We start from the raw sequence: 13,818 nt of genomic DNA, 5'->3' as shown, positions 1-13,818 counted from the left end.
CGAGTTCAATACTAGAGTTTTAGTCATGAGTTCTTGCCCGCCCACAGTCGTCTCCCGGCGAGACGACCAGGCACGGCGTGTCGCCGAGGTCCTGCGGGCTGAGGTCGTGGGCGGTCGGGTGACCCGTGGTCTGCTGCCCTCCGAGGAGCGACTCGCGGTGGAGCACGGCGTCTCCCGCAACGTGGTGCGTGCCGCGCTGGAGCTGCTGCGGGCCGAGGGTCTCGTCGAGCGGATCCCCGGCACCGGTACCAGGGTGCGCGGCACCGCTCTCGACCACGGCATCGACCAGCTGCAGGGTCTCGCGGAGACCTTCGCCGACCGCGGCGTCGTCCGCAACGAGGTGCTGATGGCCGCTCCGGTCCCGGCCTCAGAGGCGGTCGCCCAGCGGCTGGAGGTGGCCCCCGGCAGCACGTTGGTCTGCCTTGAGCGCCGCCGCCTCGTCGACGAGATCCCGATCTCGGTCGACCTCACCTTCGTGGTGCCCGAGCTCGGCGAGCCGCTCCTCGGCCACGACCTGGGTGGCACGGACGTCTTCGCCCTCCTCGAGCAGATCTCCGGGAGTCGACTGGGGACCGCCGAGCTGGGCATCCAGGCGGTCGCCGCCGACGCCACCCGCGCGGCGCTCCTCGAGGTCCCCCGCGGGGCGGCCCTGCTGGTGGTCGAGCGGCTCACCCGACTGGCGTGCGGCCGCCCGGTCGACCTGGAGTTCATCCGCATGCGAGGTGACCGCATCTCGCTGCGGGGCACCGCCGTACGCGCACCCTCACACCCACCGATCTCAGGAGGAACCCGATGAGCACACCCGTCTCCCGGAAGGCGGGCTGCAGCGACGGCTCCGCCCCGCGGCCCGCCCTGGTCGACCAGCGGTTCGACGTCCCGGTCACGGTCGACGAGAGCCTCTGCATCGAAGGCTGCAACCTCTGCGTCGAGGTCTGCCCGCTCGACGCGCTGGCGATCGACCCGGAGACCAACAAGGCCTACATGCACGTCGACGAGTGCTGGTACTGCGGCCCCTGCGCCGACCGGTGCCCCACCGGCGCGGTGACCGTCAACATCCCCTACCTGCTCCGATGAGAGGCCGTCCGTTGAACCGTCGTCGTGGCGTCGCAGCAGCTGCGAGCCTTCCCCTGGTCCTCGGCCTCGCGGCCTGCTCGGTCACCGGAGCCGGCGACGGAGACGACCAGGTGGTCACCATCGGCTACCAGTCCAAGACCATCAACACCGTCACGGCGGGCACGCTCCTGCGCGAGCGGGGCTACTTCGAGGAGGCGCTGGCCGAGCTGGACCCCGACCTCGAGGTCGAGTGGCAGGACTACGACACCGGAGCCCCGATCACGGCCCAGATGGTCGCCGGCAAGATCGACATCGGCTCGATGGGCGACTACCCGCTGCTGATCAACGGCACCCGCGCGGGGACCGGCGAGGAGGGTCACTCGATGCTCTCGGTCACCGGGTGGAACGCCCGAGGTGCGCTCAACGGAGTCGTGGCGGCGGCCGACTCGCCGGTCGAGGTGCTCGCTGACCTCGAGGGGCGCAAGGTCTCGGCGAGCGTCGGCTCGGCCGGCCACGGGACCCTGGTCCAGGCCCTCGACGCCGCCGGGCTCGACCCCAACGAGGACGTGGCCGTCGAGAACCAGGACCCCTCGGTGGGGGCCTCCTCCCTCCAGGGCGGTTCCGTCGACGCGGTCTCGCAGTTCGTGGCCTGGCCCGCGCTGCTCGCCTTCCGCGACGACGCGCGGCTCGTCTACGACGGCGGCCGCCTCGAGGTGCCCACCCTGCACGGCACCGTGGTGCGCAACGAGTACGCCGCCGAGCACGAGGATGTCGTCAAGGCCTTCCTGGCGGCGCAGCAGCGGGCCACCGAGTTCCTGCACGAGGACCCCGTCGGCGCGGCGGAGATCGTGGCCGAGGAGACCGGGCTGCCCGTCGAGGTGGTCTACCTCTACAACGGGCGGGGAGGGGTGTCGAGCTTCGACCCCACCCTGAAGCCCGAGCAGCTCGAGGCGCTGCGTGGCGACGTCCCGTTCCTGGCCTCGATCGGGGTGCTCGAGGGCGAGCTCGACGTGGACGCCTTCGTCGACGACCGGCTCATCTCCGAGGTGCTCGGAGACGACTACGCCACCACCGCGGCCAGCACCGAGAACCCCGCCCGGATCACCGGGCGCGACGAGGTCTGCGACCGCGAGGTCGACGACCCCGCGGTGGCCGGCGAGGTGTGGGTGCAGGGCGAGGACGAGCCGCGGCCGGTGGCCGACGCGGCCTGCCTGCTGCGCACCGTCGCCCAGGTGCGCGCCGACGGTGGGGAGGTCCGGGCCTCCTACGTGCCCGACGCGATCACCGGCACCCGCTGGTTCGCCGACCGGATGATCTGGCTGCGCGACGGTGACGACCTCGTCCCGTTCGCCACCCAGGAGTCCGCGGCGGAGTACGCCGAGCGCCGGCCGCGGGCGGCCGAGGTCGACTTCGAGCGGGCGGTGGGCGTGGCCGGGGGCGCGCGGTGACCACCCTCGCGCAGCGCGGCGAGACCCGCGAGGGCGGCGCCGGGCAGGAGCCCGCCCGGGTACGCCGACCGCGGCGCGGCCGCAGCTCCCCGGCCCACTGGCTGGTGCGCGCCGCGTCCCTGGCGACCGCGCTGCTGATCTGGCACCTGCTCACCGCCAACGACGTGGTGCTCTGGCTGCGGTTCAACCGCCTGCCCGGCCCGGTGGAGGTCGCCGAGGCGCTCTTCGCGCAGCTCGGCACCTCCCTCTACTACCAGGACCTGGCGCAGAGCCTGGTGCGGATCCTGAGCGGCTTCACGCTCGCCTCCGTGCTGGGGATCGGCTTCGGCGTGCTGCTGGCCCGGTCGCGCTGGCTCGTCGACGTGCTCCAGCCGCTGCTCGAGGTGGCCCGGCCGATCCCGGCGATCGCCCTGGTGCCGGTGGCGATCCTGCTCTTCCCCACCAACGAGCAGGGGATCGTCTTCATCACCGCCTCGGCGGCGTTCTTCCCGATCCTGGTGAGCACCCGGCACGCGGTCCGGGCCCTCCCGATGGTCTGGGAGGACGCGCTCCTCACCATGGGGGCCTCCCGCCGCCAGGTGCTGGCCCGGGTGGTCCTGCCGGGGATCGTGCCCGGCATCTTCGGCGGCCTGTCGGTGGGGATGGGCGTCGCGTGGATCTGCGTGATCTCCGCCGAGATGATCTCCGGCGACCTCGGGCTCGGGTACCGCACCTGGCAGGCCTACACGATCGTCGACTACCCCCACGTGCTGGTCGGCATGGTCTCGATCGGCGCGATCGGCTGGCTCACCTCCAGCTGCGTGGAGCTCCTCGGCCGGCGCCTGACGCGCTGGCTCTCCTCCGAGCAAAGGAACGCCGCATGATCGACGTCGATGTCCGCCCGTCCGCCGTCCGCGCGGAGGGGGTCGTGCTGGGGTACGCCGGGGAGCCGGTCGTCGAGGGCGTGGACCTCGACGTGCGTCCCGGGGAGATCCTCGTCGTGCTCGGCCACTCCGGCTGCGGCAAGTCCACCCTGCTCCGCTCGTTCGTCGGGCTGCTCGCGCCGTTGGCCGGCCGGGTGGTCGCGGACGGCCGTACCGTCACGGGCCCGTCGGCCGAGCGCACGCTGGTCTTCCAGGAGGACGCGCTGCTGCCGTGGCGGACCGCCCGCGCCAACGTCGAGCTCCCGCTCGCGCTGCGAGGCGTCGGCCGCAAGGAGCGCCGGGCGACCGCGACCGAGTGGCTGGACCGGGTCGGCCTGGGCCGCTTCGCCGGGCGACTGCCCGGCCAGCTCTCCGGCGGCATGCGCCAGCGCGTGCAGCTGGCGCGCGCGCTGGTCGGAGCCCCGGGTCTGCTCTGCATGGACGAGCCCTTCGGCGCCCTGGACGCCCAGACGCGCGCCTCGATGCAGCAGCTGCTGATCCACACCTGGCGGGCCTCGGGCTGCACGGTCGTCTTCGTCACCCACGACGTGGACGAGGCGATCGTGCTGGCCGACCGGATCGTGGTGCTCGGGCGGCACGGCGTGGTCTCCGAGCACCAGATCGAGCACCCGCGCGACCCCTCACGACCGCCCGCGCCGGCCCAGCGCGCCGAGATCCTCGAGCGGCTCAGCCACACCCAGTCGCTCGCCCCCGTCACCCCCGACCCCTTCAAGGAGCTGGCATGACCGTCACCGCCCCGAGCAGCCGGAACCAGCGCACCCACCCGGCCCCGTCCTTCGCCATCCCCCCGAGCACCCCCGCGCGCCACCTGACCTGCGACGTGCTCGTGGTGGGCGGCGGGACGGCGGGCACGATGGCGGCGATCACCGCCGCCGAGGCCGGCTCCGACGTGCTGCTCCTGGAGAAGGCGCACGTGCGTCACTCGGGTGCCCTGGCGATGGGGATGGACGGCGTCAACAACGCGGTGATCCCGGGCAAGGCGGAGCCGGACGACTACGTCGCCGAGATCACCCGGGCCAACGACGGGATCATCAACCAGGCGACCGTGCGGCAGACCGCCACGCGTGGTTTCGACATGGTGCAGCGGCTGGAGAGCTACGGGGTGAAGTTCGAGAAGGACGAGTACGGCGAGTACGCCGTGCGGCGCGTCCACCGCTCGGGCGCCTACGTGCTGCCGATGCCCGAGGGCAAGGACGTGAAGAAGGTCCTCTACCGCGTGATGCGGCGCCGGGAGATCCGCGAGCGCCTGACCATCGAGAACCGGCTGATGCCGGTGCGCGTCCTCACCTCGGGCGGGCGTGCGGTCGGGGTGGCGGCGTTCGACACCCGCACCGGGGAGTTCGTCACGGTCAGCGCCGGGGCGGTCATCCTGGCCACCGGGGCCTGCGGGCGGCTCGGGCTGCCGGCCAGCGGCTACCTCTACGGCACCTACGAGAACCCCACCAACGCCGGGGACGGCTACGCGATGGCCTACCACGCGGGGGCCGAGCTCAGCGGCATCGAGTGCTTCCAGGTCAACCCGCTGATCAAGGACTACAACGGACCCGCCTGCGCCTACGTGGCCAACCCCTTCGGCGGCTACCAGGTCAACGCCGAGGGCGACCGGTTCGTCGACTGCGACTACTGGTCGGGCCAGATGATGGCGGAGGTCACGCAGGAGATCGACTCCGCCCGGGGGCCGATCTACCTGAAGCTGAGCCACCTGCCCGACGAGACGCTGACCGAGCTCGAGGGGATCCTGCACCACACCGAGCGGCCCACGCGTGGCACCTTCCACGCCGGCCGCGGGCACGACTACCGCACCCACGACGTGGAGATGCACATCTCCGAGATCGGCCTGTGCGGGGGCCACTCGTCGTCGGGGGTGTGGGTCGACGAGGACGCCCAGACCACGGTCCCCGGGCTCTACGCCGCCGGCGACCTGGCCTGCGTGCCGCACAACTACATGATCGGCGCCTTCGTCTTCGGAGACCTGGCCGGCGCGCACGCGAGCCGTCACCTGCCCACCGAGCGGGCCCCGCTGCCGGCCGACCAGGTGGCGGCGGCGCACGAGCTGATCTACCGCCCGCTGCGCAACCCGGACGGGCCGCCGCAGCCGCAGGTGGAGTACAAGCTGCGTCGCTTCGTCAACGACTACGTGGCGCCGCCCAAGACCGCCCACAAGCTCGAGATCGCGATCGAGTCGTTCGACCGGATGGCCGACGAGATCCTCGAGATGGGCGCGCGGACCCCGCACGAGCTGATGCGCTGCGCGGAGGTCACCTTCATCCGCGACTGCGCCGAGCTCGCCGCGCGGGCCTCGATGGTGCGCGAGGAGAGCCGCTGGGGGCTCTACCACTCCCGTGCCGACATCCCGCTGCGCGACGACGACTCCTGGTTCTTCCACCTCAACGTCCGGCGGCGCGAGGACGGCGGCACGGAGTTCGTCCGGCGTCCGGTGGCGGCGTACGTGGTGGACGTCGACGACGTCCAGATCCCGGCCGGGGCGCCCCAGGACGTCGCGGTGATCGCCAGCGTGGACCCCCGGGTGGGGCGCGTCACCGGGACCGCCGACGCCACCGCAGCGCCGGTGGAGCAGCAGTCGCCGCGGATCCTGGAGCTGCTCAGGCTCGCCGAGACGGGCCCGGACCTCGAGGCGCTCGCGGGCTTCCTCGCCGACGCCGACCCGGGAGTGCGCCGCGCCGCCGTCGCCACCCTCACCGAGGTGGTCCCCGCCGGGGTGGGGCCCGCCATGGCCGGGCTGCTCCGCGACCCCGACGCCGGGGTGCGCCGGGCCGCGGCCGACGCGCTGCGCGAGCTGGTGGAGGTGATCCCGGCAGACGCCGACGTACGCCGGGCGCTCGCCTCGGCGCTCGACGCCGAGGACCCGGTCTCCCGGGCGGCGGTGCTCGACGTGCTGCGCGCGCTCAAGCTGGGCTCACGTGAGGACTTCCGTGGTCGCGTCGACGACCCGGACTCGCGCGTGCGGATCCAGGCGATCCGGGCCCTGGTCTCCCTCGACGACGTGGAGGGGGTCGCCGCGGCGCGCGACGACGCGCTGCGCGAGGTGCGGGTCGCGGTCGCCCACGGGCTGGGGACCATCGCGCAGCCCGCCGCCGCGGAGACCCTGCTGGTGCTCGCGGCCGACCCGGAGCCGCTGGTCCGCGCGGCCGCGCTGGAGGCGGCTGCCGGACTGCGCGACCCCCGGCTGTGGGACCAGGCGGTCGCCGGGACCGGCGCCGAGGACTGGCAGGTCCGGGTCGGGGGAGTGCGCGGCCTCGGTGGGGCGCCCGACGACCTGGCGGTCGGCCCGCTGGTCGGCGCCCTGGAGGACGAGTCGGCCGACGTGCGCAAGGCCGTGGTCATCGGCCTCGGTCCGCGGACGGCCGCGCCGGGCGTCGTGGACGCGCTGGAGCGGGCGCGCAAGGACTCCGACGCCGACGTCCGTGGCTACGCCAGGCGGGCGCTGGCCGGTCGGCGGTAGCACCGGAAGCGATGACGCCCCGGCCGAGCGCCCCCTCCCCGCGGGACGTCATCACGAGGGGTCGTCGCAACGACCCATGACGATGACGTCCCGAGGCGGCGGGGGGAATGGGACGTGGCCCGGGCGCCGGCGAGGGGGCGCACTAAGGTGAGCGGCGAACCCGGACACCCCGCCTCAACCCCTCAGGAGCACCACCGTGGCATCCATCGAACTTGTCGGCGCCCGCGAGATCCTCGACTCCCGTGGCAACCCCACCGTCGAGGTCGAGGTCCTCCTCGACGACGGCTCGTTCGGCCGCGCCGGCGTCCCGTCGGGGGCCTCCACCGGCGCCTTCGAGGCGGTCGAGCTGCGCGACGGCACCAAGCGGTACGGCGGCAAGGGTGTCGCCAAGGCGGTGCAGACGGTCATCGAGAAGATCGGCCCGGCCGTGATCGGCCTCGAGGCCGACGACCAGCGCCTCGTCGACCAGGCGATGATCGACCTCGACGGCACCGACAACAAGGCCGACCTGGGCGCCAACGCCATCCTCGGCGTCTCGCTCGCGGTCGCCAAGGCCTCCGCGGAGTCCGCCGGGCTGCCGCTCTTCCGCTACGTCGGCGGCCCCAACGCCCACCTGCTGCCCGTGCCGATGATGAACATCCTCAACGGCGGCGCGCACGCCGACACCAACGTCGACATCCAGGAGTTCATGGTCGCGCCGATCGGCGCGCCCACCTTCGGCGAGGCGCTCCAGCAGGGCGCCGAGGTCTACCACGCGCTCAAGTCGGTGCTGAAGAAGCGTGGCCTGGCCACCGGGGTGGGCGACGAGGGCGGCTTCGCCCCCGAGCTCCCCTCCAACCGCGACGCGCTCGACCTGATCGCCGAGGCGGTCGGCCAGACCGGCCTCTCGCTCGGCAGTGACGTGGTGCTGGCCCTCGACGTGGCCGCCACCGAGTTCTGCGAGAAGGGTGCCTACGCCTTCGAGGGCGGCAGCAAGTCGTCCGACCAGATGATCGCCTACTACACCGACCTGGTCTCCTCCTACCCGATCGTCTCCATCGAGGACCCGCTCGACGAGGAGGACTGGGACGGCTGGAAGGCCATCACCGACTCGCTCGGCGCCCGCACGCAGCTGGTCGGCGACGACCTCTTCGTCACCAACGTGCAGCGCCTGCAGCGCGGCATCAGCGGCGGCCAGGCCAACGCGATGCTCGTCAAGGTCAACCAGATCGGGTCGCTCACCGAGACCCTCGACGCCGTCGACCTCGCCCACCGGGCCGGCTACCGCAACATGATGAGCCACCGCTCCGGCGAGACCGAGGACACCACGATCGCCGACCTGGCTGTGGCCACCAACTGCGGCCAGATCAAGACCGGCGCGCCGGCCCGCTCCGAGCGGGTCGCGAAGTACAACCAGCTGCTCCGGATCGAGGACCAGCTCGGTGACGCCGCGCGCTACGCCGGTGCGGCCGCGTTCCCGCGATTCACCGCCTGAACGAGGGAGACTGGTCGCCTGATGGCGACGCGACGTACCCCCCGGTCAACCCCCGGAGGCACCCGACGGCCCGGCCAGCGCGGTCCCGCACCGCGCGGCCGGGCCGTCGGCGGCCCCAGCCGGAGCGCCGGCCCCCGGACGGGCGAGCAGCCGCCGGTGCCCGGCGGCCCCCAGGCACCCAAGGGCCGGCGCCGGCCACGGCTCACCGGCCGCGCCGGGGTGCTCCTGCTGGTGCTGGCCGTGCTGGCGGTCTCCTACGCCTCCTCGCTGCGGGCCTACCTCGACCAGCGTGCCCACATCGAGGAGACCCGGGCCGCCATCGAGGAGCGCCGGGTGAGCATCGCCGAGCTGGAGCGGGAGAAGAGCCGCTGGGAGGACCCCGCCTTCGTGCGTGCCCAGGCCCGCGCCCGGTTCGGCTACCTGCTCCCCGGCGAGACCGGGTTCCAGGTGATCGACGAGGAGGGCAACCCCGTCGACGGCGGTGACCAGCTGCCCGACCCGGCCTCCGTGGGTGACCAGACCCCCACCGCGTGGTGGAGCGAGGCGTGGGACTCCGTGGAGCTGGCGGGGAACCCCCCGCCGCCCGCCCCCGAACCGAAGGACAGGATCGACGGCGTGAAGCAGAGCAAGAAGAGCACCGAGGACGAGGCGCAGTGAGCCAGGCACGCATCGACCCCAGCGACGAACGGGCCATCGCCGCCCAGCTGGGCCGCGAGCCGCGAGGCATCCACGAGGTCGGCCACCGGTGCCCGTGCGGCAACCCCGACGTGGTGACCACCGAGCCGCGGCTGCCCAACGGCACCCCGTTCCCGACGACGTACTACCTGACCTGCCCCCGGGCCGCCTCCCGCATCGGGACGCTGGAGGGCGGCGGGCTGATGAAGGAGATGCAGGCCCGTCTCGGCGAGGACCCCGAGCTGGCCGCGGCCTACCGCGCCGCGCACGAGCGCTACCTGGAGGCGCGCGACGAGATCGGCCGGGAGGCCGGGCTCGACGTCCCGGAGATCGCCGGGATCTCCGGCGGCGGGATGCCCGACCGGGTCAAGTGCCTGCACGTGCTGGCGGGCCAGTCGCTGGCCCAGGGGCGCGGGGTCAACCCGCTGGGCGACGAGGTGCTCGACCTGCTCGGGGAGTGGTGGGCCGAGGGCCCCTGCGTGGCGCCCGATCAGGACCCCGCCGCGTGACCGGGCCGGTCGCGGCGATCGACTGCGGCACCAACACCGTCAAGCTGCTGATCGGCACGCTGCCGGAGGTCTCCGTCCGCGAGATGCGGATGGTCCGGCTGGGCGAGGGCGTCGACACCACCGGCGAGCTGGCCCCCGAGGCCCTGGCGCGCTGCTTCGCGGCGATCGACGAGTACGCCGTCCTGATCGCCGAGCACGGCGTCCGGCGCGAGCGCATCCGGTTCTGCGCCACCTCCGCCACCCGGGACGCCCGCAACGCCGACGTCTTCGCCGACGGCGTCGAGCAGCGGCTGGGCGTCCGGCCCGAGGTGATCGCCGGCCACGAGGAGGCGGCGCTCGCCTTCGACGGGGCGGTCCGCAACCTGCGCACCCCCGCGGAGCCGCCGGTGCTGGTGGTCGACATCGGCGGCGGCTCCACCGAGCTCGTGCTCGGCACGCACGCCCCGGAGGCCTCGATCTCCCTGGACGTCGGGTCGGTGCGGCTGCACGAGCGCCACCTGCGCGACGACCCGCCCACCCCCGAGCAGGTGGCCGCCTGCGCCGCCGACGTGGATGCCGCGCTGGACCGCGCCGAGGCGGCCGGGGTGGAGCTGGGCCGGGCCGCGACGATCGTCGGCGTGGCCGGCACCTGCACGACCGTGGCGGCCGGTTGCCTGGACCTGCCGGCCTACGACCGGGAGGCGATCGACCAGGCGGTCCTGTCCGTCTCCGACACCCACGCCTTCCTCGACCGGCTGGTGGCCGCCACCGTGGCCGAGCGGCGGGCGATGCCCTTCATGCACCCCGGCCGTGCGGACGTGATCGGCGCCGGCGCGGTCATCCTCGACCGGGTGCTGCGCCGCACGTCGGTCTACTCCTGGACCGTCTCGGAGTCCGACATCCTCGACGGCATCGCCTGGTCGGTGGCGTCCCGCACGGACTAACCCCGGCCGCCACGACGACGTGCCGTCACCAGGGCGACGAGCCCGGCGGCCCCGCCGACGAAGGCGCCGCCCAGCACCCACCAGGCGACGTCGTGCCACGCGCCGGCCGTCGCGGGCACCAACGCCGCCAGCAGCGCACCGGCGATGCCGGACAGCAGCACGGCGACGCGCTCGCCGCCTGCTCCTGTGGTCTCGCTCGTCATGGTGATCCTCAGCCATCCCTGTCCCGGCGCTCAGCCGCCCGTGGCGTCCGTCGACCTCGACGGCAGCGCCCGGTCGGTGGGCCGCAGGGTCTGACCCTGCGCCACCCCAGCGCCAGGCTCTCCCGCACGTAGCGCGAGCAGGGACTGGAGGGCCACCAGATCGATCATGAAGCGACGCTACCGATTCGACCCGCCTAGCGTGCGATGGACGTGAACTGTCGGGCCGGGGGACCATGAGCCCGTGCCCCTCAAGGACTCGCTGCTCGCCACCCTCGTCGCGGTCCTCTGGGGCGTCAACTTCGTCGTCATCGACGCCGGCCTGGACGACGACATGCCGCCGCTGCTCTTCGTGGCGCTGCGGTTCATGATGGTCGCGCTGGCGGTGGTGGTCGTCGCTCGCCCCCAGGTGCCGTTCCGGCAGGTGGCGCTGGTCGGGCTCTTCATGAGCGTGGGCCAGTTCGGGCTGCTCTACTCCGCGCTCGCGATGGGGATGCCGCCCGGGTTGGCGTCCCTGGTGCTCCAGGCGCAGGTGGTGCTGACCGTGGTCTTCGCCGCAGTGCGACTCGCCGAGCTGCCCACCGCGGGGCAGCTCGCCGGCGTGCTGCTGGGCGCGGTGGGGCTGGGGATCGTCGCGGTCGGGCGGAGCTCGGCGACCCCGCTGCTCGCCCTGCTCGTGACGGTGGCGGCCGCGGCCTCCTGGGCGTGCGGCAACGTGGTCGCCCGCCGGGTCGGCGCCGCCTCGGGACTGTCCCTCACCGTGTGGTCGGCCACCGTCGTCCCCGTGCCTCTGCTCGCCCTCAGCCTCGTGGTCGACGGACCGGGAGCCGTGGGGGAGGCGCTCACGCACCTGTCTCTCGCCGCCGTGCTGTCGACCGTCTACACCGCGGTGCTCGCCTCCTGGGTGGGCTATGGCATCTGGAACTCGCTCCTGGCACGGCACCGCACGTCGGCGGTGGTGCCCTTCACCCTCCTGGTACCGGTGGTGGGGATGACGACGGCCTGGCTGGTGCTCGGCGAGACGCCCAACGGCCCCGAGGCGATCGGTGGCGCGGTGCTGCTCCTCGGGGTGGCGACGGCCGCCCTCGGGCTGCCGCGCCGCCGGCAGCGCGGCGAGCGGGCGACGTACATTGAAGGGGTGGAGGAGCTCCCGACCGTGCCCACCCCCCGGTGAGGCACCCGCTCACCGGCCAGCAGTTCGACTCGCCGGTGCCTCCGGGGGCCGGCTGGCCGGAGGACCCGGCGGCGCCCACGACCCCTGTCGCCCGCACCCCGGACGAGGTACGACGGCTCGCCGGGACCGACGACCTCGCCGAGCTCGACGCCCGGGTCAGCGTCTGCGCGGCCTGCCCCCGGCTGGTCGCCTGGCGCGAGCAGGTGGCGCACACCAAGCGCGCCTCCTTCGCCGACCAGCCCTACTGGGGGCGGCCCATCGCGGGCTGGGGCGACCCGGAGCCGGGGGTGCTCATCGTCGGGCTGGCGCCGGCCGCCAACGGGGGCAACCGCACCGGACGGGTCTTCACCGGCGACAGCAGCGGCGACTGGCTCTTCGCCAGCCTGCACCGGGTCGGGATCGCCACCCAGGCCACCTCGGTGCACGCCGGTGACGGGCAGCGGCTGCTGCGGGCCCGGATGGTCGCCACCGTCCGCTGCGCGCCCCCGGCCAACAAGCCGACCCCCGAGGAGCGCGACACCTGTGCGCCCTGGATCCACCGCGAGGTCGCGCTGGTGCGACCCCACCTGCGGGTCGTGGTCGCCCTGGGGGCCTACGGGTGGGACGCGGCGCTGCGCGCGCTGCGGGGAGCGGGGGTCGAGGTGCCGCGCCCGAAGCCGCGCTTCGGCCACGGGGCCGAGGTCGCCCTCGCCGGGCTCACCCTGCTGGGCTGCTACCACCCCTCCCAGCACAACACCTTCACCGGCCGGCTGACCCCGGCGATGCTCGACGACGTCCTGGGCCGCGCCCGCGACCTGGCCGGCCTGGGCGACGCAGCGACGGACGGCGACGGACTGGGGGAGAATGCGTCGCATGACTGACGCAGGGACGCTGCACGCGATCACCGTGCTGGGCCACGACCGCCCGGGGATCATCGCCGAGACCACCGACAAGCTGGCCGCGCTGGGGCTCAACATCGAGGACACCTCGATGACCCTGCTGCGCGGGCACTTCGCGATGACGCTGATCTGCGCCGGTGCCGCCGCCGGCACCGACATCCGCGCCGCCCTGGCCGTGCTCGAGAACGACGGCACCCTCACCGTCACCGTGCGGGAGGTCCCGCACGAGGAGCCCGCGCACGCCTCCGGCACCTCCTGGGTGCTGAGCGTGCACGGCGGGGACCGGCCCGGAATCGTCTCGGGGATCGCCGCGGAGGTCGCCCGGGTCGGCGGCAACATCACCGACCTGACCACCCGCCTGGCCGGTGACCTCTACCTGCTCGTCGCCGAGGTCGCCCTGCCCGCCGACGCGGACGCCGCCGCGCTGGAGAGCGCGGTGAGGAGCGCCGCGCAGGAGCTGGGCGTCGGCGCCACCCTGCGGGCGGCGGAGGCCGACGAGCTGTGAGCGCCACCAACGACCGGCTCGCCGCCTGGACCGAGGGCGAGCTGGGGGTGAGCGGCCGCGTCCTCGACGTCGTCCGCGCCCCCGCCCCGGTGCTGTCGGCCGACGGCGAGCGGGTCGACCCGGCCGCGCCCGAGATCGTGCAGCTGGCCGCCGACCTGGTGGCCACCATGCGGGTCTCCCCGGGCTGCGTCGGGCTGGCGGCACCGCAGGTGGGCGTGGGCGCCAAGGTGTTCTGCGTCGACGTCTCCGGCCACCCCAAGGCCCGCACCCACCACGGCACCTTCGTGCTCTGCAACGCCGAGGTGGTGGAGTCCTCGCGCAACGAGAAGGCACGCGAGGGGTGCATGTCGGTCCCCGACCTCACCGGTGACGTCAAGCGGGCCTCCCGCGTGCTCGTCCGCGGGCAGCTGCCCGGGACCGGTGAGGAGGTCGAGGTGCGCACCGACGCCTTCGAGGCACGCTGCCTGCAGCACGAGATCGACCACTGCGACGGCCTGCTCTTCCTCGACCGGGTGGCCGGTGCGCACGCCGTCTACGCGCGGCAGACCTACCTCTGAGCGACCTCGCGGCGAGTCGCGGGCGGCTTCTGGGCC

General features: G+C 73.9%; 15 protein-coding genes. 14 read left to right on the top strand and 1 reads right to left on the bottom strand.

The features are described 5' to 3' along the window. Positions 1-25 precede the first annotated feature (25 nt). From AC4BGE_RS03725 to AC4BGE_RS03680, 10 genes are all read left to right on the top strand, one after another. Positions 26-796, top strand: a complete 771-nt coding sequence (locus AC4BGE_RS03725; protein WP_490574380.1) for a GntR family transcriptional regulator — start codon at positions 26-28, stop codon at positions 794-796. Continuing rightward, entirely contained in the window at positions 793-1,074 is a 282-nt protein-coding gene (locus tag AC4BGE_RS03720) for a 4Fe-4S dicluster domain-containing protein (RefSeq protein WP_490574379.1), read from the top strand. The genes AC4BGE_RS03725 and AC4BGE_RS03720 overlap by 4 nt, the downstream gene beginning before the upstream one ends. A gap of 11 nt (positions 1,075-1,085) precedes the next feature. After that, positions 1,086-2,501, top strand: coding sequence for an ABC transporter substrate-binding protein (locus AC4BGE_RS03715; protein ID WP_490574378.1), 1,416 nt, complete (start codon positions 1,086-1,088; stop codon positions 2,499-2,501). Beyond that, positions 2,498-3,364, top strand: a complete 867-nt coding sequence (locus AC4BGE_RS03710) for an ABC transporter permease (RefSeq protein WP_490574377.1) — start codon at positions 2,498-2,500, stop codon at positions 3,362-3,364. Before AC4BGE_RS03715 ends, AC4BGE_RS03710 begins: the two co-directional genes overlap by 4 nt. Beyond that, positions 3,361-4,149 (top strand): ABC transporter ATP-binding protein, encoded by a 789-nt coding sequence (locus tag AC4BGE_RS03705; RefSeq protein ID WP_490574376.1) that lies wholly within the window; start codon positions 3,361-3,363, stop codon positions 4,147-4,149. The genes AC4BGE_RS03710 and AC4BGE_RS03705 overlap by 4 nt, the downstream gene beginning before the upstream one ends. Continuing rightward, positions 4,146-6,887: a fumarate reductase/succinate dehydrogenase flavoprotein subunit gene (locus AC4BGE_RS03700; RefSeq protein WP_490574375.1), complete on the top strand. Its 2,742-nt coding sequence runs from the start codon at positions 4,146-4,148 to the stop codon at positions 6,885-6,887. Before AC4BGE_RS03705 ends, AC4BGE_RS03700 begins: the two co-directional genes overlap by 4 nt. 196 nt (positions 6,888-7,083) lie before the next feature. Then, positions 7,084-8,361: a phosphopyruvate hydratase gene (gene eno / locus AC4BGE_RS03695; RefSeq protein ID WP_490571686.1), complete on the top strand. Its 1,278-nt coding sequence runs from the start codon at positions 7,084-7,086 to the stop codon at positions 8,359-8,361. Between the two features lie 156 nt (positions 8,362-8,517). Beyond that, positions 8,518-9,018 carry an FtsB family cell division protein gene (locus tag AC4BGE_RS03690; RefSeq protein WP_490574374.1) on the top strand — a complete coding sequence of 167 codons (501 nt, stop codon included), beginning with the start codon at positions 8,518-8,520 and terminating at the stop codon, positions 9,016-9,018. Further along, positions 9,015-9,545: a DUF501 domain-containing protein gene (locus AC4BGE_RS03685; RefSeq protein ID WP_490574373.1), complete on the top strand. Its 531-nt coding sequence runs from the start codon at positions 9,015-9,017 to the stop codon at positions 9,543-9,545. The genes AC4BGE_RS03690 and AC4BGE_RS03685 overlap by 4 nt, the downstream gene beginning before the upstream one ends. Beyond that, positions 9,542-10,468 (top strand): Ppx/GppA phosphatase family protein, encoded by a 927-nt coding sequence (locus AC4BGE_RS03680; protein ID WP_490574372.1) that lies wholly within the window; start codon positions 9,542-9,544, stop codon positions 10,466-10,468. Before AC4BGE_RS03685 ends, AC4BGE_RS03680 begins: the two co-directional genes overlap by 4 nt. Here the strand turns inward: AC4BGE_RS03680 and AC4BGE_RS03675 are convergent. Continuing rightward, entirely contained in the window at positions 10,465-10,671 is a 207-nt protein-coding gene (locus AC4BGE_RS03675) for a hypothetical protein (protein ID WP_490574371.1), read from the bottom strand. The genes AC4BGE_RS03680 and AC4BGE_RS03675 overlap by 4 nt on opposite strands. A 241-nt stretch (positions 10,672-10,912) precedes the next feature. Here AC4BGE_RS03675 and AC4BGE_RS03670 point away from each other — a divergent pair, with 241 nt between their 5' ends. From AC4BGE_RS03670 to def, 4 genes are read left to right on the top strand one after another with little or no spacing between them, the layout of a single operon-like run. Then, positions 10,913-11,842 carry an EamA family transporter gene (locus AC4BGE_RS03670; RefSeq protein WP_490574370.1) on the top strand — a complete coding sequence of 310 codons (930 nt, stop codon included), beginning with the start codon at positions 10,913-10,915 and terminating at the stop codon, positions 11,840-11,842. Beyond that, the gene (locus tag AC4BGE_RS03665; RefSeq protein ID WP_490574369.1) at positions 11,839-12,702 is read left to right on the top strand and encodes a uracil-DNA glycosylase; all 864 of its coding nucleotides are present in this window, start codon (positions 11,839-11,841) and stop codon (positions 12,700-12,702) included. The genes AC4BGE_RS03670 and AC4BGE_RS03665 overlap by 4 nt, the downstream gene beginning before the upstream one ends. Continuing rightward, positions 12,695-13,225, top strand: coding sequence for a glycine cleavage system transcriptional repressor (locus AC4BGE_RS03660; protein ID WP_490574368.1), 531 nt, complete (start codon positions 12,695-12,697; stop codon positions 13,223-13,225). The genes AC4BGE_RS03665 and AC4BGE_RS03660 overlap by 8 nt, the downstream gene beginning before the upstream one ends. Then, the gene (def, locus tag AC4BGE_RS03655; RefSeq protein WP_490571695.1) at positions 13,222-13,782 is read left to right on the top strand and encodes a peptide deformylase; all 561 of its coding nucleotides are present in this window, start codon (positions 13,222-13,224) and stop codon (positions 13,780-13,782) included. Before AC4BGE_RS03660 ends, def begins: the two co-directional genes overlap by 4 nt. The last annotated feature ends 36 nt before the right edge of the window (positions 13,783-13,818 follow it).

It is taken from the genome of Nocardioides sp. Z50_6 (assembly GCF_058215755.1).
This window is presented reverse-complemented; position numbering and strand designations above follow the sequence as displayed.

Bases quoted from the DNA above. Each gene is read 5' to 3' on its own strand.
- AC4BGE_RS03725 (WP_490574380.1), top strand. From the start codon at position 26: ATGAGTTCTTGCCCGCCCACAGTCGTCTCCCGGCGAGACGACCAGGCA.
- AC4BGE_RS03720 (WP_490574379.1), top strand. From the start codon at position 793: ATGAGCACACCCGTCTCCCGGAAGGCGGGCTGCAGCGACGGCTCCGCC.
- AC4BGE_RS03705 (WP_490574376.1), top strand. From the start codon at position 3,361: ATGATCGACGTCGATGTCCGCCCGTCCGCCGTCCGCGCGGAGGGGGTC.
- AC4BGE_RS03700 (WP_490574375.1), top strand. From the start codon at position 4,146: ATGACCGTCACCGCCCCGAGCAGCCGGAACCAGCGCACCCACCCGGCC.
- AC4BGE_RS03675 (WP_490574371.1), bottom strand. From the start codon at position 10,671: ATGACGAGCGAGACCACAGGAGCAGGCGGCGAGCGCGTCGCCGTGCTG.
- AC4BGE_RS03660 (WP_490574368.1), top strand. From the start codon at position 12,695: ATGACTGACGCAGGGACGCTGCACGCGATCACCGTGCTGGGCCACGAC.